Below are 24,233 nucleotides of genomic sequence, written 5' to 3' on the forward strand. Positions count from 1 at the left end.
CAAAGCTCAAGGGCCTGAGCCCGGTGCAATACCGAGCGCAGGCCCTTGCGACTTAGGCTCTCAAATGGCCAGTCCAACTTCCGGGGGCCACTTCACGAGGCATCCGCTCTTCTTCGTGTCCGAAGCTGCTGTCGGTCAGTTGTGGATGTAGACGTCCGTGCCGCTCGGCGCCCAGTTGTAGATCCACTGTGCACGCCACTCCGGCATGCCGACGCAGCCGTGGCTCATCGTGCGGCCGAAGTTGTTGTGCCAGTACACGCCGTGGAAGGCCTGGCCGCCGTTGAAGTACATCGGCCATCGGACGTTGGGCGTCGAATACGTGCCCGTGATGTTGCCGGCCGCGTCACGGTCGTAGCCGTTCATCGTCTGAACCGAGGTCTTGTAGCCGATCGTGTAGCGACCCGTGTAGGTCGGCGTGCTGCCCGTGCCGCTGGAGATGGGCCAGGAGTCGACGACGTTGCCGTTCTCCTTCACGTACAGGCGCTGCTCGCTGAGGTCCACCTCGAGCATCCGCGCGAGGCTCGTCGTCGTGAACGGCACCTCGGTGACGGGGAGCGCGTACGCGGCGTTGCCCGCGCCGATCTGCTCGGCGAACGACTTCGCGATGCCGTCCGTCGCCCCGAGCTCGCGCCCGACGACCCCCTCGGTCGGCGTGCTCAGCACGCGGCCCGACGAGTTGACGATCGTGGTCGAGTCGACCGGCGCGCGGTTGACGGCGCCGGCGAGGCCGTCGACCATCGGCTGGATGGCGTTGGCATCGGCGCTGATCGCGAAGGTCCCGCGTTCGGCGGGGGTGACGGTGAGCCAGGAGGCGAAGGTCGCGCGGTCGATCGGGACGGTCCGCTCCTCGCCCACGTAGAAGCCGGCGGTGTCGAGCATGCCGTTGAGGATGCCGGCGGTCGCCTGGGCGACGCTGGTCGTCCCCTCGGCGGGGACGGCCGCCATCGTGGCAGCCAGGTCGACCGTCGTCTCGCCGGAGGCGAAGGCATCCGTCAGCGCCGTCTGGACCGACGCGACGTCGATGCCGGATCCGTCGACAGCGGGCCCGACGACGTAGGTCGCGCTCGCGCCGTCGAAGGCGATCGTCGCGTTCGTCGGGTCGGTGTACATCGACGGGACGGCGGCTCGAAGCGCCTCGGTCGCGGTCTCGGGGTCGAGGGTCACGACGACCTCGGTCGCCTCGGGGTTCCAGGCGGTCAGGTTCCACGCGGGGTGCGCGGCGAAGGCCTCGTCGGCGAGGGCCTTGGCGTCGATCGTCGCGCCCAGCTCGTCGCCCGTGATCTCGGCGTCTCCGCCCGGGCCCGTGAGCACGATGGTCGTCACGTCGAGCTGCCTCTGCACCGCCTCGGCGGCGGCGCCCGGCGTGAGACCGCCGACGGGCACGCCGGCGATCGAGGTGCCGGGGGCGATGAGGAACAGGGAGGTCACGCCGACGCCGACGGCGACCGCCGCGACCGGGATCCCGATCCACAGCCACAGGTGGCGCTTCTTCGGAGCCGGCTCGGTCGGAGCCCACTCGTACTCGGGCGGTGCCGTCTCGACGGTGTCGTCCGACTGCGCGGTGGCGTCGATGGTCGCCGTCTCGTCGTCGGACGACTCATTGGCGTCAGGCCTCGTGGCCAGATCGGTCATGCCAAAACCCCCCGGCTCCCGAACATGCCGTTCCATGCTACGGGATGACATATTCCAAATGGGCAACGGTCCTATCACAGTCGCCCGCTTGAGCTCACTCCGGCGCGCAGAGCTGCTGGAATCGCTCGCTCGTCTCCTGGAAGTCGTCACCGAGCGTCGACAGCTCCTCGAGCTTCGACACGTCGCCGTCGACGATTCCCTGCATGACTTCCGCGGTCTTGGCGAACATGTCCTGGAGGTCCGGCAGGACGGCCGCCACGTCGTCGTTGGAGATCCGGGATGCCGCGGCCGAGAGCTTCTCGGCGGCTGACTCCATCGCCTCCACGACCTGTGCGGGGTCGGTCGTCGCCGCCTCGCCGAAGTCCTCGGTGGCTTCGGTGATCGTGTCCTGGATGAGGGTGCAGGCCTCCTCGATCGACTGCGCATCCCCGCTCGCCGAGGGGGAGGGGCGCGCCGAGGCCGAGCTGCTCGGCGCGGTGCGGGTCGAGGTGTCCGCGTCGTCTGAAGGGGGCGCGACCGTGCAGCCGGCGAGGGCGAGCACGGCGGCGACCGAGAGCGACAGGGCGGCGATGCGACGGTTCATGATGCCTCCGCGCCCACCATAAGCGACAGCATCCGCCCGTTGAAGACAACAGGTGTCGATCACGGAATGTAACAAGTTTGTAAACCCTCCATCCAAATCAGCGTCCAGACTTGCGCTTCGTTTGTTCGTAAGGTCTACTAACAAACATGACTGCATCGGAAGCGCAGCGCGGCTCTTCCACCCTCGAGCCGCCGCGCACCGCCTCGGGAAGCGCCGGGCGCTCCTTCGGGCCCGGCCGCGCCCTCCGCCAGGGCGGCAAGGTGCTCCCCGAGCACGCGCGCGGCCACAACCGGTCGCTCGTCATGCAGACGCTCTTCCACCAGGGCGCGATGAGCCGCGCCGACCTATCGCGCGAGACGGGTCTCACCCGGGTGACGATCTCGGATCTCGTGGGCGAGCTCATCGCCGACGGCTTCGTCGCCGAGAAGGGCGTGCGCGAGGCATCCGGACCCGGAAAGCCCGCCATGCTCGTCGACCTCGACCGCGACGGCCACCGCATCGTCGGCCTCGATCTCTCCGGCAGCGACGAGTTCATCGGGGCCGTCCTGACCCTCGACGGCGACATCGTCGCCCGCCGCCACGTCCCCGTCCCCGGCGCCGACGAGGACGTCGTGGGTGTCGTCGTCGACCTCGCGCGCGAACTCGTCGCCGATTCGCACGCTCCCGTGCTCGGCGTCGGCGTCGGCACCCCCGGCGTCGTGAACGAGCACGGCGTGATCCTCACCGCTCCGAACTTCCGGTGGGCCGGCTTCGATCTCGAGAGCACGCTGCGCGAGGAGCTCGGCCTTCCCGTCCTCGTCGCGAACGACGCCAACGCCGCCGTCCTGGCGGAGTACACCTTCGGCGGCGCCGGCGACGACGTCCTCCTCGTGAAGGTCGGACGCGGTGTCGGCTCCGGCCTCCTCGCGTCCGGTCAGCCCATGCGGGGAGCGCACTTCGCGGCGGGCGAGATCGGCCACGTCACCGTCGGCACCGACGGCGGCCCCGTGTGCGTGTGCGGCAAGATCGGATGCCTCGAGGCGTGGCTCGCCGTGCCCCCGCTGTCCGCCCGGCTCGCCGAAGCCCCCGACGACGAGGCCCGCACCGGGATCCTCCGCGATGCGGGGGAGCGCCTGGGGATCGCCCTCGCCCCGGTCGTGGGCGTGCTCGACGTGTCGGAGATCGTGCTCTCCGGCCCCACCGAACTTCTCGACGGACCTCTCGCGCACGCGACCGTCGAGACCCTCCGCACCCGAACGCTCGCCGAGTTCCACGACGGCGTCCGTGTGCGGATGACGGAGCAAGGCCAGGACATCGTCCTGCGCGGCGCGGCCGTCATGGTCCTGTCGGGACAACTGGGGGTGTCGTAGCACAGCCCGACCGTGCTCCCGGGGCATCCCGGACACCCGAACTTCCCCCGGATGGGCCGCCCCGGCCCCTCCGAAAACCAAGAGAACACAAAAGGAAGACACCATGAAGAAGACGCTCGGAGCACTCGCACTGCTCGGCGCCTCGGCGCTCGTCCTCGCCGGCTGCTCCACGGGAGGCGACGCAGGCTCCACGGGCAGCGAAGGCGCGGAGATCCGCGTCTGGCTCGTCGGCACCGACACGCCGCAGGAAGCCCGTGACTACCTCAAGACGACGTTCGAGGAGGAGAACCCGGGCTCGACGCTGGTCATCGAGGAGCAGCAGTGGACCGGCCTCGTCGACAAGCTGACGACGAGCCTGTCGTCGAACGACAGCCCGGACGTCGTCGAGATGGGCAACACGCAGGCGCCTGCCTTCACCTCGAGCGGCGCCCTCCTCGACATCGAGGACATCAAGAAGGAGCTCGGCGGCGACGACCTGCTTCCCGGCTTCGTCGAGGCGGGCTCGTGGGACGGCAAGCTGTACGCCGCGCCGTACTACTCGGGCGCACGCGTCGTGTTCTACAACACGGCGATGTACGACCAGGCCGGCGTCACCGTCCCCGCGACGCTCGACGACTACGTGTCGAACGGCCTCACCCTCGCGCAGGCGCTCCCCGGAGTCTCGGGCGTCTACTTCCCGGGCAAGGACTGGTACAACGCCCTGCCCTTCATCTGGGAGAACGGCGGCGAGATCGCTGTGAAGAAGGGCGACAAGTGGGACGCCCAGCTCTCTGACGACGCCTCGGTCAAGGGCCTCGAGCAGGTCCAGACGCTCATGACGCAGGCGTCGCTCGCTCCGAAGGACGGCGACGAGGCCGACGGCTGGGTGCCCTTCCGCACCGAGCAGGCCGCGACCTACTCGGCGCCGAGCTGGGCGTACTGGTCGATCGTCGCCGACGAGGACAAGCAGCCCACCGCCGTCGCCGAGACGACGGGCTACTTCGCCCTGCCCGGCATGAAGGAGGGCAGCACCGCTCAGGTGTTCGCCGGTGGCTCCAACGTCGGCGTGGCCGCGAAGTCGCAGAACCCGGACCTCGCCAAGAAGGCGCTCGAGATCATGCTGAGCGACGACTACCAGACGATCCTCGCCAAGGCCGGCCTCGTGCCCGCCCTGACGTCGCTCGGCGACGAGGTCGCCGCCGCCACGCCCGAGCTCGCCCAGGTCATCGCCGCGGCCGCCGCAAACGCCAAGCTCACCCCGGCATCCCCGAACTGGGCGGACGTCGAGGCGCAGGGCATCATGCAGGACCTCTTCGTGAACATCGCGAACGGCGGCGACGTGAAGTCGCTCGCGCAGGACGCCGATGAGCAGATCGAGGCGATCCTCAACGGCTGACGCCGTCCCGACGGGGCGCCCTGCGTGCGGGGCGCCCCGTCCCATGTCCGCCGGACCCCGGGTCCGACAGAATTCCCCTGAGAGGAGGCGAGTCATGTCGACCATCTCCATTCCTGAGGTGGCGTCGAGCCCCGCGGCGCCGTCCGACCACGGATCGCCGCCCAAGCGACGGAAGTTCCCCTGGACGCCGCTCGCGCTGCTCGCGCCCGCGCTGATCATGCTCGCCGTGTTCATCGGCTGGCCGCTCGTGCAGCTCGTGATCATGTCGTTCCAGAAGTTCGGCCGCGCCCAGATCTTCGGAGCCCCGCCCGAGTTCATCGGGCTCCAGAACTACGCCGAGGTGCTGACCGACCCCGAGTTCTGGGGCGTGCTGGGTCGCAGCATCGCCCTGTGCGTCGTGAGCGTCGTCGCCACGATGCTCCTCGGCGTCGCGATCGCCGTCCTCATGACCAAGCTCGGCGCCGTCATGCGCACAGCCGTCTCGGTCTCGCTGCTGCTCGCGTGGGCGATGCCCGCTCTCACCGCGACGATCGTCTGGGGCTGGATCTTCGACACGCAGTACGGCCTGGTGAACTGGGCGCTCACCCAGCTCACCGGGGAGAACTGGATGGGCCACAGCTGGCTCATCGATCCCGTCAGCTTCTTCGCCGTCGCGGCGATCATCATCACGTGGGGCGCGATCCCCTTCGTCGCCTTCAGCACCTACGCGGGCCTGACCCAGGTGCCCGACGAGGTGCTCGAAGCCTCGTCGCTCGACGGTGCGGGCGGGCTCGCCCGATTCCGTCTCATCGTCCTTCCCTACATCCGCTCGATCCTGCTCGTCGTCCTCGTCCTGCAGGTGATCTGGGACCTGCGGGTGTTCGCGCAGATCTACGCCCTGCAGTCGATCGGCGGCGTGCGGGCCGAGACGAACACGATCGGCGTCTACATCTACAGCGTCTCGATGGCCTCCGGCGACCTCGGCGCCGGCGGCGCGATCTCGGTCATCCTCGTCGCGATCCTGCTGCCGATCTCGGCGTACTGGATCCGCTCGATGCTCAAGCAGGAGGAGTCATGACCGCCCGTCCGCGAAGCGCCGTCTCGCGCGTCTTCCTCAACATCGCCGCGATCGTCGTGATCGTCGCATCCCTGTTCCCGGTCTACTGGATGGTGAACTCGTCGTTCCTGCCGAACTCGGCGCTGCAGTCGACGGCTCCTCACTGGTGGCCGGACGAGTTCACGCTCAAGAACTACCAGGCCGCGTTCGGCGACGACGGCCTGGTGACGTCTCTCCTGAACTCGATGGCCGTGACCGGTCTGACCCTCGTCGCCGCGCTGGTCTTCGCCTTCCTCGCCGCGATCGCCGTCTCGCGCTACCGCTTCCGCAGCCGCACGTCGTTCATCATCGCGATCCTCGTCATCCAGATGATCCCGGCGGAGGCCATGATCGTCTCGGTCTTCCGTCTTCTCGACGGCTGGTACCTGCTCAACACGATCATCGGCCTGAGCTTCGTCTACATCGCCCTGGTGCTGCCGTTCACGATCTGGACGCTGCGCGGGTTCGTCAACGGTGTTCCGGCGGACCTCGAAGAGGCGGCGATGATCGACGGATGCAGTCGCACCGGCGCCTTCTGGCGGATCACCTTCCCGCTGCTCGCCCCGGGACTCATCGCGACGGGCGTCTTCGCCTTCATCCAGGCGTGGAACGAGTTCGTCTTCGCGCTGGTCATCATGACGCGTCCCGAATCGATGACGCTGCCGATCTGGCTGCGCGCGTTCGTACAGGCGACGAAGGCGACGGACTGGGCGCTCATCATGGCCGCCTCGACGATCATGGCGGTGCCGGTCATCGTGTTCTTCCTCATCGTCCAGCACCGCATGACCAGCGGCCTCGTGTCGGGGGCGGTCAAGGGCTGATGGGCGCGCAGCATGCAGCCGCCCTCCGAGGGGAGGACGGCCGGTGAGAGTCGGACTCGACATGGGCGGCACGAAGACCGACGCGGTCGTCGTCGACTCCGTCGGTGCCGTTGCCGCCCGCGTGCGCCTGGCGACCGGGTGGGGCGGCGACGAGATCGTGCGCACCGCGGTCGCGGCGGTTCGCGCCGTGGCGACGGATGCCGCGGTCGGCCTGGAAGACATCGAATCGGTGGGCATCGGCATCCCGGGCCAGATCGAGGCGGAGACGGGGCGCGTGGCGCACGCGGTCAACCTCGGCGTCGACGAGCTCGACCTCGCCGGGGCCGTCGCGCCGGCGCTCGGCATCCCGGTCCGTGTCGAGAACGACGTCAAGGCCGCCGCCTTCGGGGCGTACGCTCTGCGCGGCGGCGCGTCCGGGTTCGGCATCCGCCACGGCTCGATGGCCTATCTGAATCTCGGCACCGGCATCGCGGCCGGCATCGTCGCGAACGGCGAGCTGTGGCGCGGTGCGCGGGGCACGGCGGGCGAGGTCGGACACATCTCGGTCGACCCCCACGGTCCGCTCTGCCGGTGCGGTCAGCGCGGCTGCATCGAGGCGCTCGCCGGGGGCGGGGCGATCGCCGAGCGGTGGGGCCGCCCCGCACAGCTTCCCGTGCGCGACGTGTTCGACGCCGCCGACGCCGGCGATCCCGAGGCCAAGGCGCTCCGCGTCGGTCTCGCGCGGGGTGTTGCGGCGGGCGTGCGGATCCTCGTGCTGACGGCCGACGTCGATGTCGTCGTGCTGGGCGGCGGAGTGACCGCGCTCGGGCAGCGCCTGATGACCGACGTCGCGGCCGAGCTCGCCGCGAGTGCCGAGGCATCCCCGTTCATGCGGTCGCTGCGGCTCGACGAGCGCGTCGAGCTGCTGCCGACCGGCTCGCCCGCGGCGGCTCTCGGCGCCGCCCTCATCGGCGCGCACGACCCCGAGCCCGAAGAGGTGCTGGCCCGTGGCTGAGATCATCATCGTTCCGTATGCCGCGGCTGCGGGCTCTCTCGTCGCGGACGCGATCGTCCGGCTCATCGAGAGGAACCGGGAGGCCGTGCTCGGCCTCGCGACCGGGTCGACTCCGCTTCCGGTCTACCAGGCGCTCGAGCCGCGCCTGAAGGGCATCGACGTCTCGCGCGTGCGCGGGTTCGCCCTGGACGAGTACGTCGGCCTCGACCCCGCGCACCCCGAGTCGTACCGCTCGGTCATCCAGCGCGAGGTCGTCGAGCCGCTCGGCCTGGACCCGGCCCTCATCCGCGTGCCCGACGGGTCGCTCGACGGGATCGAGCACGCCGGGGAGGAGTACGAGGAGGCCATCCTCGCCGCGGGCGGCGTCGACCTGCAGCTCCTCGGGATCGGCACGGACGGGCACATCGGCTTCAACGAGCCCGGCTCGTCGTTCGCGTCGCTGACCCGCGTGAAGACGCTCACCGAGCAGACCCGCGACGACAACGCGCGCTTCTTCGACTCGGTCGACGACGTTCCCCGGCACTGCATCACGCAGGGTCTCGGGACCATCCTGCGCGCGCGGCACCTGGTGCTCCTCGCCTTCGGCGCAGGCAAGGCCGAGGCGGTCGCCGGCGCCGTCGAGGGACCGCTCACCGCGTCGCTCCCGGGCTCGGCGATCCAGCTGCATCCCCGCGCGACCGTGGTGGTCGACGAGGCGGCCGCCTCGCGCCTGCGCTTCGCCGACTACTACCGCTACACGTACGAGAACAAGCCCGCCTGGCAGGCGATCTGACGGTCCGCCGCGACGGTCGTCGAGCGAGCGTGGCGAGGGGAAACGCGCCGCGCGTGCCGTGACCCCCGAATCCCCGGCGTTCGGTCGGAGACATCGCCTGCCGTCGGATGGATCCGGTCGAATCCTCCGACGCGGGGCTGATCCTCCGACCGCCGAGTGCGCAGACGCCGCCCGTGCCCCCGGTCGTTGAGCGAGCGAAGCGAGACGAAACGCGCCACCCGGCCCCCCGGATCCCCGGCGTTCGATCGGAGACATCGCCTGCCGTCGGATGGATCCGGTCGAATCCTCCGACGCGGGGCTGATCCTCCGACCGCCGAGTGCGCAGACGCCGCCCGTGCCCCCGGTCGTTGAGCGAGCGAAGCGAGACGAAACGCGCCGCCTGTGACCCCCGGTCGTTGAGCGAGCGAAGCGAGACGAAACGCGCCGCCCGTGCCGCGCCCGGCCGGACCCCCTCGCATTCGGTCGGAGACATCGCCCGCCGTCGGATGGATCCGGCCGAATCCTCCGACGCCGGGCTGATCCTCCGACCGCCGAGTGCTCAGCCTTCCCAGACGAGCGGAAGCAGCAGATCGCGACTGAGCGGAGCGAGGGGAGTGGATGCCGCGTCCCCCGCGCCGATCCACCGCACCTCCTCGATCTCGCCGCCGCGGACCACCGAGCCCGGCTCGATCTGCACACGGAACGCGTCGGCGACGACCCGGTGGCCGGGCTCGTTCGCGGCATCCGTCGTGAAGGTCCCGAGGGGGACCAGCGCCCGCTCGTCCACGACGACGCCGATCTCCTCGCGAAGCTCGCGCACGAGCGCCGCGGCGGGGGACTCGCCGGGCTCGTGCTTGCCGCCCGGCTGCATGAACAGGATCGTCCCGGCCTTGCGGACGACCAGGGCGCGGGCCGCAGCATCCGTCACCACGGCCGCGCTGACCCGGATCTCGGGCGTCACCGCGCGAACACCTTGCCGGGATTGAGGATGCCGAGCGGGTCGAAGACGCGGGTGATCCGGCGCTGCAGCTCCCACTGGTCATCGCCGAGCTCGTCGACGAGCCAGCGGCGCTTGAGCACGCCGACGCCGTGCTCGCCCGTGAGGGTTCCGCCGAGGCGCAGCGCGGCGCGGAAGAGGTCGTCGGCGGCGTCCCAGACCGCGGGCGGCACCTCGATCGTGCCATCGGGCCCGACCTCACCGTGGAAGATGAAGTTCGGGTGGAGGTTGCCGTCGCCGGCGTGGGCGACGGTCGGGATCTCGATGCCGTGATCGCGCTCGACGCGAGCGATCTCGTCGAACATCGCCGGGAGCATGCTCCGGGGCACCGACACGTCCTCGATGAGCGTCGTGCCGAGGGTCTCCATCGCGGGGTGCATCGAGCGGCGGATCGCGAGGAGGCGCTCGCCTCCCGCGCGGTCGTGCGTCAGGGCCACCGTGCCTCCCGCACCGCGGAGCACCCCCGCGATGGCGTCGGCCTCGGCATCCGCCCCCGGACCGTCGGTCTGGATCGTGAGCTGCGCTGCCCCCGGCGTGGGCGGCTCGAGTTCCAGCAGAGCGTGGACGGCGCGGAGGGACGCGGCATCCATCAGCTCCATGATCGCCGGCTGCACGCCCGACGCCGTGACGGCGGAGGATGCCTCGGCTGCCGTCCGCACGTCGGGGAACGTCGCCGCGATCGTGCAGACCGTGCCGGGAACGAGTCGGCGGAGCTTGAGCGTCGCCCCGACGACGACGCCGAGCGTGCCTTCGGAGCCGATCACGAGCGACGTGAGGTCGAGGCCCGTGACGCCCTTGACCGTGCGATGGCCGAGCTTCAGCAGGCGTCCGTCGGCCAGGACGAGGTCGACGCCGAGCACCGCGTCGCGCACGACGCCGTACTTGGCGCACAGCAGTCCTCCCGCGCCCGTCGCGATGTTGCCCCCGACCGTCGAGATCGCGCGGCTGGCGGGGTCGGGCGCCCACCAGAGGCCGTGCTCGGCGAGGGCGGCGTTCAGCTCGGCGTTGAGGATCCCCGGCTCCACGACCGCAAGCAGATCGTCGGGGCGCACCTCGAGGATGCGCGTCATGCCGCGCACCGAGAGCGCGATCTCGCCGCCGCCGGCGTTGGCGCCGCCGGCGAGGCCCGTGCCCGCGCCGCGTGTCACGACGGGCGTGCGGGTCTCGGTGGCGATGCGGAGGGTCTGCTGCACGTCGTCGACCGACCGCGCGTGGACGACGGCGAGCGGCAGACCGGATGCCGCGTGCCCGGACTTGTCGGCGCGGGCGTCATGCCGTGCGGCCTCCGACGTGTCGACGCGCTCCCCGAGCGCAGGGCGCAGGCGTGCGACGACGTCGTCGGCCGGAGTCGTCACGCGAACCGGCGCCGCCCCGCGAGGACGCCGATCGTGACCGCGACGACGCCGAAGACCAGGCCGATCCACGGCTGGCCCAGGCTCCACCAGGCCATCGTGGCCGACGCGTAGACGAGCAGCTCGACGAGGCCGCGAATGAAGGGGTGCACCGCGAACACGGCCCGCGGCGAGACGAAGAGCGCCCAGATGAGGATCGCGACGACGGGGGCGCCGATGCCGAACACGATGTTCCACGGGAAGGCCCAGTACAGGAACCCCCAGATCGCCAGCGACGCGAACGCGAAGAGCTCACACACGAACGCGAGGATGTCGATGCCCGAGAGGGGCGTCCCCACTCCGGGCTCGGGCTGAGCCGGCGCGGTGGGGCGGACCGGGGGAGTGTCGGGCATGACCTCCAGTCTAAGCGGCGGGCGTGGCTGCCTCTTCGGTCTCGACGGGGGCGATCGGGATGCCTCGCCCGACCTGTGTCGCAGGCGTCTCGGGAGGAGCGCCTTTTCCCTTGCCCGGCGTGGCCGGGGTGCGCGGGTCTGAGGTTCCCCCGGCCGCGGAGCCGCTCTTCGCGCTTCCGCTGGAGCCCGCCGGACCCGTGCCGGTGTTGCCGGCGGAGGTGGCGCCGCGGGCGCCGGAGCCTGTGCTGTTCGCGCTCGAGCCGGCCGTGCCCGGCGAAGCTGCGCCGCTGTCGGACTCCGCGGGGACGCCGCTCGCGCTCTTCCCGGCGCCGGTGGCTGCGCCGTTCCCGCCGCCCGTGCCCCCGGTCGTCGTGCGGTTGTTCTCGCCGGTCGTGCCGGCGTTCCGCGGGATGCCGGGGTCGGCCTGAGCGGCCGTCCCGCTCCTGCCCGGCGCCGTGGCGCGGGTCGTGTCGGTCGAGTCGGTGGCCGACCCGTCGCGACCGGCACTGCCGTTCCCGTTCGCACCGCCGTTCCCGGTCGACTTCTCGCCACTGCCCGTCGACGCGTTCCCCGCGCCCTGGCCGCCGGTTCCCGGGGTGCCCTGGCCACCTGTTCCCGGCGTGGTGTGCTCGCCCGCCCCGCGGCGGCTCGCGGCATCCACGTCCGCGTCCTGCCCCTTGGCGCCGCCCTGATTCGTCTGCGGCTTCATCGCCGCGAGGATCTGGGCCAGATCGGCGAGATCACTCAGGCGGACCGACCGGGCCGTGCCCGCCCATTCGCCCGAGCGGTACCGCAGGCCGATCCGCGCGTCGCTGACGAGCTGCCCATAGGTCGGCGCCACCGAGACCGTCGCCGTGCCCGACGCGTCGAGCACGACGGAATCGGCGACCGCGCCGTTCAGCAGCACTTCGGCGGTTGCACCGGGCTCGCCCGTGACCGTCAGCGTGACGGTCGGCTGCGCGTCGGTGAGCGTCACCGAGGCGCCGCCGGGGGAGGGCATGCCGGCCGGGTAGGAGAGTTCCGCACCGCCACCGGTCCCCCCGGCGCCGCGTTCGCCCGTCGACACGGCTCCGGCCGCGGGCGCAGAGGCCTCCTCGACGATCGTCTGGCTGGACGCCGCGCCGGCCGCCGGATCCGGCCCCGGCAGCCCGAAGGCGCTCGGAGCGACGACGGATGCCGCGACCGCCGATCCGACGAGGACGGCGGCCGCCGTGGTCACGCCGATGATCGCGCCGATGCCCGACAGCACGCCGCCGCCGGCCACGGTGGCCGCCGCGCCGATCCCGACCGCTCCCGCGGTCGCGCCGGCCGCCGAGCCGACCAGGCCGGCGGTTCCTCCGACCGCTGCCGAACCACCCGCGATCGCCGATCCGCCGGCCGCGGCCGTTCCCGTAAGAGCCGTTCCGCCGGCCGCGGTTCCGCCCGCCGCCGTTCCTCCGGCGGCCGTTCCGCCGGCCGCCGTTCCTCCGGCCGCGGTTCCGCCCGCTGCGGCCGAACCTCCCGCCGCTGAGCCGCCGCCCGCGACCGACCCGCTCCCGGCCGCCGATCCGCTCGTGCCGACGGCGGCGGAGCCGCCCGACCCCGAGGTCGTGCCGCTCACGACCGCGCTGGGGTCGGCTCCGACGCCGGACGGGATCACCGGGGTCGGGCCCGCCGCCATCGCGACCGCGGGAACGCCGCCGCCCTGCAGGTTGGCCAGGTACGCCGCCGCGCCGGTCGCGCCGAGGGCGAGCGGCAGCAGGACGAGCGCGAGCCGGCTCGACACCTCCTTGGCCTCCGCGGCGACGATGGCGCAGCGCGGGCAGTCGGCGAGGTGCTCGTCGACCTTGCGGCGGTCCCGCCGTGAGAGGTTCTCGCGAGCGTGGGCGCCCATCCGCTCGATCGTCCACTGGCAGTCGGACCCATCCTCGACGGACTTCAGATGCGCCTGGATCCAGGCTTCCCGCAGGCCCTCCCGAGCCCGGAAGGCGAGCTGAGCCACGGCGGTCGGCTTCATCCCGAGGAGGGGAGCGACCTCGGCGGGCTTCATCTGCTCGATCTCGGTGTACCAGAGCACCTCCTGCCAGCGTGTGGGAAGGCTCCGGAAGGCGCAGTGCGTCAGGCTCCGGTCGAGCGCGGCATCCGTCGCCTCATCACTGGTCGCCGGATCTTCGATCGTGTCGAGCAGGTCGACGGTGTCTTCGCGGCTGCTGCGCCCCCAGCCCGCCGCGGCGTTGCGGATGCTGGTGAAGAGGTAGGCGCGGAACGATCCGGTCGGCCCGCCGCCGCGGAGGATCGACTGGTAGATGCGGGCGTACGCCTCCTGCACGAGGTCGTCCGGGTCGAGCGCGGGGCTCACGGACCGGGCGACGGCGATGCCGGAGCGATAGTGGCGGAACCACAGTTCGCCGAAGGCTGTCTTGTCTCCCGAACGGGTGCGCAGGACGAGGTCGGCATCGGCGGGCTCGGGGCTTTCGCCCATCCCGACGGCCTCGCCCGGGCTGTCGATGCTGGTCACGCGGAACTCCGGATCTGCAATACGGGACCGCCAGAGTCGTCGTCGACTGTCCCCCCAAGTAGCTCTATTGTCCGTTGTTCTGGGCTTTCCCGCTACGGCTGGGATTCTCTTCGGATTTTTTTCGGAGTTTCGCGTCATAGAACGCGAGGCGCCGCATCTCATGGTCAGGAGACATTGCCCGCTCCGTTCCTGAAACCCGCGGGCACGACGATCCGAGGAACGGAACGCCTCTGGTCGCCGCGGGATGAGAGAACTCGGGGGAGGGTTTTCCCACCCCGATTCTCCGGGAATCGCGGCCGTTGCACCTTGGGGATGCAACGGCCGCAACCCGTCTCTGCGGGCGCCGCCGCCCCCCGTCGGCGCCCGCGGAGACGGGAATAACCCATCGCGACCGGGTCCGGCTCCGGGTCGGCTCAAGCGCGGAACGGCCCAGGCGTGGGCCGGCTCAGGCACGGAACGGCCCAGGCGTGGGCCGGCTCAGGCGCGGAACGGCCCCGGCGCGGGCCGGCTCAGGCGCGCTCGCCGCCGACCCAGACCCCGCGCACGTGCAGGTCGCGGGTCAGCAGCACGGCATCGCCGAGCATGCCCGGTGCCAGCGCTCCCAGGTCGCCCCTGCGCCCGATCGCCGCCGCCGGCACGCGCGTCAGTGCCGCGACGGCGTCGGGAAGCGACACGCCGGCCCTCACGGCGAGGCGGAGCGCGGCATCCTGGGTCAGCGTCGATCCTGCGATCGACCCCTCGGCGGCGAGCCGTGCGACACCGCCGACGACGTCGACCGCGAGCGATCCGAGGTCGTAGCGGCCGTCTTCGGCGCCTGCCGCCGCCATGGCATCCGTCACGAGGGCGACGCGGCCCCCAGCCGCTGCGAAGGCGATGCGAACGATCTCGGGGTCGAGGTGCACTCCGTCGGCGATGACTTCGAGGGTGACGCGGGGATCGGATGCCGCGGCCGCGACCGGCCCCGGCTGCCGGTGGTGCAGCCCGGGCATCGCGTTGAACGCGTGCGTGAGGATCGTCGCTCCCGCGTCGAAGGCCGCCCTCGACTGCGCGAGGTCGGCCCCGGTGTGACCGACGGCCGCCGCCGCCCCGGCGGCGACGACGGCGCGGATGGCGTCCAGGCCGCCGGGCAGCTCCGGAGCGATCGTGACCTGCCGGACGGTGCCGCGTCCCGCCTCGAGCAGCCGATCCACCGACGCGGCGTCGGGCGGTCGCAGGAGAGACGGATCGTGGGCGCCCTTGTGACCGGGGTCGAGGAAGGGGCCCTCGAGGTGCGATCCGAGGATGTCGGCATCCGTCGTCATGAGGTCGGCGACCATCGCCGCCCGGCGCTCGAGCGTCTCGAGGGGCGCGGTCACGAGCGAGACCACGGCCCGCGTCGTCCCGTGCGCGCGATGCAGGGTTCGCGCGGCGCGGATCGCCTCGGCGCCGTCGTCGTACGCGACGCCTCCGCCGCCGTGGCCGTGGATGTCGACGAACCCGGGTGTCAGGACGGCCCCGTCGCCGGCGAGCTCGCGGCCGTCGACGACGGTCGCGGCATCCGGTCGCTCGCCACCCGTGCCCCGGGCCGACACGCGTCCGCCGGCGAACAGCACCCACGCGTCGTCGTGCACGGCGCCGTCGTCGACGAGCCGCACGGAATGGAGGAGAGTCGTCACTCGGTCGTCCAGGGGATCTCGTCGGAGGGGTGGAAGCCGATGCCGAGGCTTGTCCACAGCGGCCCGAGCGACCCGACGCGCTCACGGAACGACTCCCACGAGCGCTGCGGGATCGCGCCGGTCGGCGGCGACCACGCCGCTTCGGCGGCGGCGGCGATCCGCGGGAAGGCGAGGAGGTCGATGTCGGCGAGACCGCGGACGGTCTCGGCCCACAGCGGCGCCTCCACGCCGAGGATGTCCGACTCGTCGACGCCGGCGATCATCTCGCCGGGCTCCCACGCGTACGCGCGCTCGACGCTCGTCGGGCCGTTGGCCCACGCGAGTCCGATCGGAGTGCTCGCGTCGTACTTCATGTCGAGGTAGACGGCGTCGGCGGGGGAGAGGATCAGCTGTGCGCCATTGCGGACGAAGGCGCGCGCGTCGTCGTCCATGCCCTCGGTGGGTGTCGTGTAGCCCCAGTACTGGCCGATCGTGTCGGGGTTGAGCCCGGCGGCGGCGCCGGCCTCGTGCCACGCGATCGGCGTCTTGCCGAGGTCGGCGACCAGGTCGGTCGCGCGCTCCATGAAGGTGGCGAAGTCGTCGGGGTCGGTTCCGAGAGCCTCGTCGCCCCCGACGTGGAGGTAGGGGCCTGGGGTCATCGCCGCGAGCTCGCCGAACACGTCCGCGAGGAAGTCATAGGTCGCCTCGTCGTGGATCTTCAGCGACGAGAATCCGACGGCGATGCCCTGATACAGCTCGCCGGGGGTCGGCGTGCCGCCCCCGTACTGCGCGATGACGTCTTCGATGAGGGGACTAAGCAGCGGCGCCTCGGCGAGCTCGGGATACGCGACGCCCACGGCGTGCGTGTGCCCCGGCATGTCGATCTCGGGAACGACGGTGACGTGACGGGATGCCGCGTACTCGACGATCTCGCGATAGTCGGCCTTGGTGTAGAACCCGCCGGGATCGCCGCCCACGGCGGAATGCGACGCGAGCTCGGTGAGCATCGGCCTGGACGAGAGCTGGATGCGCCAGCCCTGGTCGTCGGAGAGGTGCAGGTGCAGCACGTTGAGCTTGAGCCCCGCTGCGCGGTCGATGTACGCCTTGACGGTGTCGACGGAGTGGAAGTGGCGGGCGACGTCGAGCATGACGCCGCGGTAGCGGAACCGCGGCGCGTCTTCGACGACGACGGCGGGCACAAGCCATCCGCCCCCGTCCCGTGTGAGCAGCTGGCCGAGCGTCTGGACGCCGTAGAAGAGGCCGGCCGCGTCGGCGCCCGTGACGCGGACGGATGCCTCGTCCACGACGATCGAGTACGACTCCCGCCCCCCGGTCGCTCGGCTCGTCGAAGGGTCGATCCGCAATTCGATAACCCCCTCTCCGAGCTCGGAGCCTTGCCCTCCAGTCCCTGAGCTTGCCGAAGGGTGAACCGCCAAGGCCGTCCGCGCGCTGATGAGCGCTGCCAGGGCGGCCGCAGCATCCGTGTCTCCCGCGATCCGGACCGGCTGCTCCAACCGGAACGGCGCGGAGGCGCCCGCCACGAGCGAAGCGGGCGCGGGGACGACGGCGGGTAGCGACACGGTGTCTCCATTCTGATCGTCGACGATTCAGTAAAGATCCCTAACAAACGTCAGTTCCAGCCTAGCGTTCTCCCGGTCCCCGAGCGAGCAAGCGCCCGGGCGCCTTCGCTTCCCCCGGTCCCCGAGCGAGCGAAGCCCCCGCGCCCCACGGCTTCCCCCAGTCCCCGAGCGAGCGAAGCGAGAGGAGGGGCCAACCCCGAACCCCCGAGACGCCCCGCCCCCCACCGCCCCGGGCGACAGCATCCGTTATGCTCGCTATGTCGCGACTGGCGTTGAGGTGGCCGACCACCGGGGAGCGACCGACTACGGCATTCGACCGCACGCCTGGGCCGATGTGATTCCCGGCACCCCGTGCCGCTCCCGAAAGCCGTCGTCAAGGAGATCGCCATGACCGATCAGTTCTTCAACGCCCCCCTCGCCGAGGTCGACCCCGAGATCGCGCAGGTGCTGGAGCGCGAGCTCGACCGCCAGCGCGGGTACCTCGAGATGATCGCGTCCGAGAACTTCGTGCCCGTGTCGGTGCTGCAGTCGCAGGGCTCGGTCCTCACGAACAAGTACGCCGAGGGCTACCCGGGCCGCCGCTACTACGGCGGCTGCGAAGAGGTCGACGTCGCCGAGGAGCTCGCCATCGACCGCGCCAAGGCGCTGTTCGGGGCGAAGTTCGCCAACGTGCAGCCGCACTCGGGCGCCACCGCGAACGCCGCCGTGCTGCACGCGATCGCCCGTCCCGGCGACACGCTCCTGGGGCTGTCGCTCGACCAGGGCGGCCACCTCACGCACGGTATGAAGATCAACTTCTCGGGCCGGCTCTACAACATCGTCGCGTACGGCGTCGACCCCGAGACGAGCGTCATCGACATGGACGAGGTGCACCGCCTCGCCGTGGAGCACCGGCCGAAGGTCATCATCGCGGGCTGGTCGGCGTACCCGCGTCAGCTCGACTTCGCGCGCTTCCGCGCCATCGCCGACGAGGTCGGCGCGTACCTCTGGGTCGACATGGCGCACTTCGCCGGTCTCGTCGCCGCCGGCGTGCACCCGTCGCCCGTGCCCCACGCGCACGTCGTCTCGTCGACGGTGCACAAGACGATCGGCGGCCCGCGTTCGGGCTTCATCCTCACGAACGACGAGGACCTCGCCAAGAAGCTCAACACCGCCGTCTTCCCGGGGCAGCAGGGCGGCCCGCTCATGCACGTCATCGCCGCGAAGGCCACGGCGTTCAAGCTCGCCGCGACGCCGGAGTTCAAGGAGCGCCAGGAGCGCGTGCTCCGCGGCGCGCACATCATCGCCGAGCGCCTGTCGCAGTCCGACGTCACCGACGCCGGCATCACGGTGCGTTCGGGCGGCACCGATGTGCACCTCGTGCTCGTCGACCTCCGCAACGCCGAGATCGACGGAAAGCAGGCCGAAGACCTCCTGCACGACATCCACATCACCGTGAACCGCAACGCCGTCCCGAACGACCCTCGTCCGCCGATGGTCACCTCTGGCCTGCGCATCGGCACGCCGGCGCTCGCGACGCGCGGGTTCGGCGACGAGGAGTTCACCGAGGTCGCCGACATCATCGCGAAGGCGTTGCTGCCGGGAGCCGACGTCGAAGAGCTCCGCGCGCGCGTCGCGGCCCTCACCGCCGCGTTCCCGCTCTACCCGGGGCTGCAGCAGTAGGACGCCCGCTCAACGGAAGGGCCGTCGCGCGATAGCGGCTCTTCTGATATCACTATCGACATAGGGATTCAGGATGCCTCGGCCGAGGCATCCTTCTCCTCTCCTCGACTTCGACCCGCGGCTCGGGTGCGAGCCGGACCGGAAGGCAGATCATGACGGCACAGAAGCTCGACGGCCGCGCGGCCGCCGCCGACATCAAGGCCGAGCTGAAAGAGCGCGTCGCGGCGCTGAAGGAGAAGGGGATCACGCCCGGCATCGCCACGGTGCTCGTCGGCGCCGACCCCGCGTCGCAGCTGTACGTCGGGATGAAGCACCGCGAGTCCGAGGCGATCGGGATGAACTCGATCCAGCGCGAGCTGCCCGCCGACGCGTCGCAGGAGGACGTCCAGGCCCTCATCGACGAGCTCAACGCCGACGCCGACTGCCACGGCTACATCGTGCAGCTGCCGCTGCCGAAGCACCTCGACACCGACGCGATCCTCGAGCGCATCGACCCCGCGAAGGACGCCGACGGCCTGCACCCGGTCAACCTCGGCCGGCTCGTGCTCAACGTCAACTCGCCGATCACGACGCCCCTGCCCTGCACGCCGCGCGGCGTCATCGAGCTGCTCGTGCGCAACGGCTACGAGCTCGCCGGCAAGCACGTCGTCGTCGTCGGCCGCGGCGTGACGATCGGCCGCTCGATCGGCCTCCTGCTCACGCGCCGCGAGTACAACGCGACCGTGACGCTGACCCACACCGGCACGGTCGACCTGGCGTCGCACCTCCGGCAAGCGGACGTCATCGTGGCCGCCGCCGGCGTGAAGCACATCGTGTCGGCGGCGGATGTGAAGCCCGGCGCGGCCGTGCTCGACGTCGGGGTGACGCGCGAGACCGACCCTGAGTCTGGGAAGAGCGTCGTATACGGGGATGTCGCGCCCGACGTCGCCGAGGTCGCCGGGTGGCTCTCGCCGAACCCTGGGGGAGTGGGGCCGATGACGGTCGCGCTGCTCATAACGAACGTGGTCGAGGCCGCGGAGCGCGCCGCGGGGGAGTAGCTGCGAGCGGCCGTTGCTGGCCAGCCAAGCGTTCGTTAGGGCGGCGCCCATCGGGCTAATGACAGTGCGGGGTAAACGTGCACGCCAGTCGCGGGCACCCGCAGGCACACCGACGCAACGGTGATCTGAACGCTGGGGGACCCGCTCCCGTTCACCCCGGTCACCCCTGCCGCGATCAACACCGTTCCCAGGCGGTTGGAGACGGGATACGTGGACATCGGCGGCGGATTGACTGGCCAGATCGATCGGATCGAAGAGGCGCTTCCGGCCGAGCACATCACCGCGCGCAGCGCGACTCCGGACGACGACGAACGCTGACCACGCGCACGGGCGAGGACATCACAGCCCTGGTTCTCCCTGCCCTGATGCACGGAGTAAGCAGTCTGAGCGAACTCGTTCCCTTTCGGGCAGACTGCGAAGCACCAACAGCCATCCGGGCGCGGACTACGATCGACACCGGGCCACATCGACCTTTGCAGGCGAGATTCCATGTCGGAACGTTTAGAAAGTCACCGCCAACAGCGATTCGCACCGTCGAGTCAATCGGGCCGAAGCACTACTGCGGGCCAGACAGAATCAGCCCCACTCGCGCGGACGTTCGCTGCTTTGCAGACGACCGCCGGTAATCGGGCGGTAGCACAGCTGCTGGCAGTTCCGACCGGTCCCCGGGGTGTGGGTCACAATCGGCAAGTCCAACGGGACATCTTCGTCGAAGAGGATTCGGTCATCCGAGACAGGCACGCTCGGATACTGACCCAATCACACAGCTTCAGGCGCGAGGCGGTCGGTCACGACCTGTCGCACATCGGCAGCTCGGCAAGCTATATCGACAACCTCGCTGAGAGTCTTCGTCTCTCCGGGGACCCGCCGCTGGTCGAAATCTCATGGGCGAATGGCAGCATCCACGCCGGCCTGCAGCTGACCGATTTACACGCGTCCGCCGAAGACATTGCGCTGTTTGGCCAGATTTACCCAGATCGGACAACGGCGCTCACCGCCGTCCAGCAGCGGGCAGCCCAGCTACACCTGCAGCCCGACAATTCTTACGGCTACTACTTCGGACCCGAAGGATCGATCTGGCCGACCCATTTCACCAATTCGAACGCTCCTCGTATCCATCACGCGGTACTTGAGGCTATCGCTCAGTACCACGAACAGATGACCGCGCTTCTCGAGGATCTTGAAGCAGACATGATCGTTCTCCTCTTCAACATGCTCCTTGGGCGGTTCGCCGGCTTCATCGCCGCACGCGGCCGCAGGGCGTTCACAGGAGCTCCTAGACCGTCGAGATCACCACGGGTCGCCGAGCGACGGGTTCCTCCCGCGGGGCTTGGTGAACAGCGGCTCGGGTTCGAGCGTCAACATGGCGCACCCGTGGGACCGCCGCCAGAGCATTTGACGCGCGACCCGTTCCAAGGCCTCCTCCCCTCCGAACTCGGGGCTGAGGTTGACACCGCATATCCGGTGTTCAGGCAGATCACACCGACTCAACCCACGAGACCCGGCACCGCTATACCCCGCAGCTTCACCCTGCGCACCACTACGGGCCATCGTTACTGGGTGAGCGGTGCGGCAACCGAGCACTTCCCAGAGGCGCTCGCCGGATACCGCCAGCACTATGCGGGGACCGGACGCGGCACAGATGCACCGAGAGCAGTGATTCGGCAGACGACCCCGCTCTCCCCCGCTGCGGCACGTGGAGGTGCTCTTCACGGCCCCGGACCCGGTGAGATCGCACGTGGAAGCGTGACCCACCACCATCAGCCGTCCCTCGCGATCGACAACCGAGTGGAGTTCAACTCAAGAGGTCCTGCAGGTCAGACCGTCGCGGCCTCGGCGCTCGTTCTTGAGGACTTTGAGGCCGCTGCTTCACTCGCGTCGAATATCGTCTCGCGGCCTGGCTTCACCAGCTGGAACCAGGAGATTCAGGTGGGCAACTGGGAGTTCATATTCGCCCGGCCGAACAGACCGGGCGGGCTGGTCCGTATAACCCATGCAAATCCACGAGGGAATCTCCACAACTACGGCAGCCGACCTGCCCACTAGCCTCAAGCGACACTCGGACGGCTCAGCAGCAGCACAACGCGGCACCCGGCGGTGCGCGGATCGCCGCGGGAACGGCATCGAGTCACATGCGGCTGCCCGTTCGCTCCTGACCGTACTCGTGAAGCACAGGTCGCGGACGGCCGCGCTGGCGGGGCCGGGCGGTTGCGGGACAGCGCCGGCGTATCCCGGGCTGAGATGTACGCAGGCTGCGGCGACAGCAGAGGCGTATGGTCGGAGCCGCGGAGCAGTCCAGAGGGCGGATCGAAGATGGTGACAGCACGCTGAGGCACCCTTTCACGCACACCAGGAGGACCGTCAAGAGCGCAGGCCAGATCCGTTTCGGCCTCAGGCCAGCCGGACCCGCCTGTCTGCTTCGGGGCGCGGGTACGGCGCTATGGGGGACGGACTCCGAGAGCGGTCGGCGCGTCTGGGGGCTGTCGGGGCCGCCGAGACAACGTGCGTGCGCTGAGCACGGCCGTTGCTTAGCCGCTGCGTGCAATGAGAGCGGCCGCGATAGACGCCGACGCGGGGCGACTGAACCTGAACAGAGATGCCAGCTGCCGGTTGGAGACATTCAGACGCAGCCCGTCTGCGAATTCTTCCATTCCGATCAGTCTGTCGTATCGGAACTCCAGGGTGCGTCTGTTGCCAACGAAGACGGCGCGCTCATTTGTCAGGACGAGGTCACCGGTGTCCTGAACTTGAAGCTGCGTGCCGACTACAACGCTTCGTGCTCGCGACTGGCCAACCCGGTACGAGACGCCCTTCGCGATCCGGACGGATACGCCGCGTGAACCGCCGCGCATTTCGCGAACGGCGACCTCTTTCATGAGTGCGACGGGTTGCGCGAGGTATGCGACTTCACCCCTCTTCGTAATGAGTGGCGGGTCAGCCAACGTGGGCAGCCGACCGTCATTGATGCGAGCGATGACGAGTTCCTCGTAGAGCTCGAAGTCCCGCGTGAGGATGTCTGCGTAGGGGATGCCGATCGCGTCGGCGAGTTGAAGGATGTGCTGCTCTTCCTCCTCAGTGACCAGATCGTCGCTGAGGACGTCGCGGGCCGCGACCGTCATCACCTTCCAGGCCTTCTCGTCGAACTTCTTGCCGCGGTAATGGGCGCGCGCGTTCTCAACAATGTCCGGCAACGCCGCCAGGGCCGACCGATCACCGTGAGCCGCCGCGAGCGCGGTGCTCTCGAACTCGTCTCGCCCCTGCCTTCGGGCTTCCCGTCGAGAAAGCTTCTTCGGGGCCTCCGCGACCGGCTTCTTTTCGACCATCGCGACGGCTGCGTCATCGGCGATCGCTTGATCTTCGCCGAGCATTCCCGACCCGGTCCCGCCATCTGGCGCAGACGGATGGAGGGAATCAATGCCCTGCTCCCCGCGAGAGAAGACGTGATCCGTCCAAGCCGCGCCATCCCAGTAGCGCTTCTCGTGACGGCCGGTGGGATCAGGATGCCACGCTGCAGGTATGCTCACAGGCCTCAATGTAGCGACGCCACGCCCTGCCAGTCACTGATATTTGTCGTGAGTTCGTATGGCGGCGTTCCATGCCGGCACGCTTCGTGACCGCTTAGCAACTGGAACCAACATGCGAGGCGGAGTGGGTCTTATGCTCAGCCATATGCGTGCACTCCGGATTGCGGTCGTTGTCGTGGTCACCAGTTTCCTGGTCGCGTGCTCCCCTGGCTCGGCAGATCGTGACTCGACTCCGACGCCGACCGCTGAATCGTCGGTCACATTTCTGTCGGTACTCGATGGAGACACTATCGAGACCAGCGCCGGCACCGTCCGGCTCATCGGAATCGACGCCCCCGAGCGTGGCGAGTGCGGGTTCGCCGAGTCGTCAGCCCTTATTTCCTCGATGCTGAATGAGGGGGATTCGCTCACCCTGGAACTCCCCGAGGGCCAGAACGATACGGACCAGCACGGCAGGATGCTGCGGTACGTCGGCGCGCCGCAGAGCACAGATCTCGCGCTGCCGTTGCTGACCTCCGGTCTGGCCGTCGCGCGATACGACTCCACCGATGGTTACCCGGCGCACCCCCGTGAGCCCGAATACCACGGCGCACAGGTCGCCACCCTCGCACCTGACGGCACGGTAATGACGACTGCCTGCAAAGCGGCGGCCGACGCCGCCGAACAGGCGCGAATCGCTGCCGAACAGCAAGCGGCGCAGCCACCCGTCGCACCGCCCGCAGCCGACGAATGGTGGAAGCAGTACACGTCATGCACCAAGCTCAAGGACAACCCGAACGGCCATCCGACCGGCCCCTTCTCGCGCGACATCCCGGCAGAAGCACCCATCTACGACTGGTTCGCCAACGGAACCGGCAACAACGGGGATGGCGAAGGCGACGGGCTGGCCTGCGAGTAGGCCGTAGCTTCTCACCCCCCTTTCTAAAGCCACCAGAAGCGCGCGGTGAGGGACCGTCATATGAACAGCATCGATTGTGG

19 protein-coding genes and 1 riboswitch are annotated in these 24,233 nt (G+C 70.0%); of the genes, 10 read left to right on the forward strand and 9 right to left on the reverse strand.

Annotated elements, in window-relative coordinates; genetic code table 11:
* Nucleotides 1–135: 135 nt before the first annotated feature.
* Both EV279_RS15460 and EV279_RS15465 read right to left on the reverse strand, forming a co-directional pair.
* Entirely contained in the window at nucleotides 136–1,632 is a 1,497-nt protein-coding gene (locus EV279_RS15460) for a L,D-transpeptidase family protein (RefSeq protein ID WP_133545617.1), read from the reverse strand.
* A 94-nt stretch (nucleotides 1,633–1,726) separates the two neighbouring features.
* Nucleotides 1,727–2,215, reverse strand: a complete 489-nt coding sequence (locus EV279_RS15465; protein WP_133545619.1) for a hypothetical protein — start codon at nucleotides 2,213–2,215, stop codon at nucleotides 1,727–1,729.
* 146 nt (nucleotides 2,216–2,361) lie between these two features.
* Between EV279_RS15465 and EV279_RS15470 the strand changes: the two genes are divergently transcribed.
* From EV279_RS15470 to EV279_RS15495, 6 genes are all read left to right on the forward strand, one after another.
* A complete protein-coding gene (locus EV279_RS15470; RefSeq protein WP_133545621.1) occupies nucleotides 2,362–3,564 on the forward strand; it encodes an ROK family transcriptional regulator in 1,203 nt (400 codons plus the stop codon).
* Between the two features lie 103 nt (nucleotides 3,565–3,667).
* The gene (locus tag EV279_RS15475) at nucleotides 3,668–4,939 is read left to right on the forward strand and encodes an extracellular solute-binding protein (RefSeq protein ID WP_133545623.1); all 1,272 of its coding nucleotides are present in this window, start codon (nucleotides 3,668–3,670) and stop codon (nucleotides 4,937–4,939) included.
* A 94-nt stretch (nucleotides 4,940–5,033) separates the two neighbouring features.
* On the forward strand, nucleotides 5,034–5,996 hold the full coding sequence (locus EV279_RS15480; protein ID WP_133545625.1) for a sugar ABC transporter permease: 963 nt from the start codon (nucleotides 5,034–5,036) through the stop codon (nucleotides 5,994–5,996).
* Entirely contained in the window at nucleotides 5,993–6,835 is an 843-nt protein-coding gene (locus tag EV279_RS15485; RefSeq protein WP_133545626.1) for a carbohydrate ABC transporter permease, read from the forward strand. Before EV279_RS15480 ends, EV279_RS15485 begins: the two co-directional genes overlap by 4 nt.
* 43 nt (nucleotides 6,836–6,878) lie before the next feature.
* A complete protein-coding gene (locus EV279_RS15490) occupies nucleotides 6,879–7,829 on the forward strand; it encodes an ROK family protein (RefSeq protein WP_133545628.1) in 951 nt (316 codons plus the stop codon).
* Nucleotides 7,822–8,601, forward strand: coding sequence for a glucosamine-6-phosphate deaminase (locus EV279_RS15495; protein ID WP_133545630.1), 780 nt, complete (start codon nucleotides 7,822–7,824; stop codon nucleotides 8,599–8,601). The genes EV279_RS15490 and EV279_RS15495 overlap by 8 nt, the downstream gene beginning before the upstream one ends.
* Nucleotides 8,602–9,139: 538 nt before the next feature.
* Here the strand turns inward: EV279_RS15495 and EV279_RS15500 are convergent.
* From EV279_RS15500 to EV279_RS15525, 6 genes are all read right to left on the reverse strand, one after another.
* Entirely contained in the window at nucleotides 9,140–9,541 is a 402-nt protein-coding gene (locus EV279_RS15500) for an NUDIX domain-containing protein (protein ID WP_133545632.1), read from the reverse strand.
* Complete coding sequence (locus tag EV279_RS15505; RefSeq protein WP_133545634.1) at nucleotides 9,538–10,932, reverse strand: FAD-linked oxidase C-terminal domain-containing protein; 1,395 nt, start codon at nucleotides 10,930–10,932, stop codon at nucleotides 9,538–9,540. Before EV279_RS15505 ends, EV279_RS15500 begins: the two co-directional genes overlap by 4 nt.
* Nucleotides 10,929–11,321 carry a YrdB family protein gene (locus tag EV279_RS15510; RefSeq protein ID WP_133545635.1) on the reverse strand — a complete coding sequence of 131 codons (393 nt, stop codon included), beginning with the start codon at nucleotides 11,319–11,321 and terminating at the stop codon, nucleotides 10,929–10,931. Before EV279_RS15510 ends, EV279_RS15505 begins: the two co-directional genes overlap by 4 nt.
* A gap of 10 nt (nucleotides 11,322–11,331) precedes the next feature.
* Nucleotides 11,332–13,818 (reverse strand): sigma-70 family RNA polymerase sigma factor, encoded by a 2,487-nt coding sequence (locus EV279_RS16945; protein WP_208109585.1) that lies wholly within the window; start codon nucleotides 13,816–13,818, stop codon nucleotides 11,332–11,334.
* Between the two features lie 509 nt (nucleotides 13,819–14,327).
* A complete protein-coding gene (gene nagA / locus EV279_RS15520) occupies nucleotides 14,328–15,473 on the reverse strand; it encodes an N-acetylglucosamine-6-phosphate deacetylase (RefSeq protein WP_208109586.1) in 1,146 nt (381 codons plus the stop codon).
* A complete protein-coding gene (locus EV279_RS15525) occupies nucleotides 15,470–17,032 on the reverse strand; it encodes a family 20 glycosylhydrolase (RefSeq protein ID WP_133545637.1) in 1,563 nt (520 codons plus the stop codon). Before EV279_RS15525 ends, nagA begins: the two co-directional genes overlap by 4 nt.
* 252 nt (nucleotides 17,033–17,284) lie before the next feature.
* Nucleotides 17,285–17,369, forward strand: a riboswitch (ZMP/ZTP riboswitch).
* 50 nt (nucleotides 17,370–17,419) lie between these two features.
* Here EV279_RS15525 and glyA point away from each other — a divergent pair.
* The 3 genes from glyA (at nucleotide 17,420) to EV279_RS15540 (ending at nucleotide 21,777) form a co-directional block, all read left to right on the forward strand.
* The gene (gene glyA / locus EV279_RS15530; protein WP_133545639.1) at nucleotides 17,420–18,694 is read left to right on the forward strand and encodes a serine hydroxymethyltransferase; all 1,275 of its coding nucleotides are present in this window, start codon (nucleotides 17,420–17,422) and stop codon (nucleotides 18,692–18,694) included.
* Nucleotides 18,695–18,846: 152 nt separating this feature from the next.
* Complete coding sequence (locus tag EV279_RS15535; RefSeq protein WP_133545641.1) at nucleotides 18,847–19,731, forward strand: bifunctional methylenetetrahydrofolate dehydrogenase/methenyltetrahydrofolate cyclohydrolase; 885 nt, start codon at nucleotides 18,847–18,849, stop codon at nucleotides 19,729–19,731.
* A 606-nt stretch (nucleotides 19,732–20,337) separates the two neighbouring features.
* Nucleotides 20,338–21,777 carry a hypothetical protein gene (locus EV279_RS15540; protein ID WP_133545643.1) on the forward strand — a complete coding sequence of 480 codons (1,440 nt, stop codon included), beginning with the start codon at nucleotides 20,338–20,340 and terminating at the stop codon, nucleotides 21,775–21,777.
* A gap of 482 nt (nucleotides 21,778–22,259) precedes the next feature.
* Here EV279_RS15540 and EV279_RS15545 read toward each other — a convergent pair whose 3' ends face one another.
* A complete protein-coding gene (locus tag EV279_RS15545; protein WP_208109587.1) occupies nucleotides 22,260–23,255 on the reverse strand; it encodes a DUF2510 domain-containing protein in 996 nt (331 codons plus the stop codon).
* Nucleotides 23,256–23,400: 145 nt separating this feature from the next.
* Between EV279_RS15545 and EV279_RS15550 the strand changes: the two genes are divergently transcribed.
* Nucleotides 23,401–24,153, forward strand: a complete 753-nt coding sequence (locus EV279_RS15550; protein WP_166644545.1) for a thermonuclease family protein — start codon at nucleotides 23,401–23,403, stop codon at nucleotides 24,151–24,153.
* Nucleotides 24,154–24,233: the final 80 nt, after the last annotated feature.

This window comes from Microbacterium sp. BK668 (assembly GCF_004362195.1).
Lineage (GTDB): Bacteria > Actinomycetota > Actinomycetes > Actinomycetales > Microbacteriaceae > Microbacterium.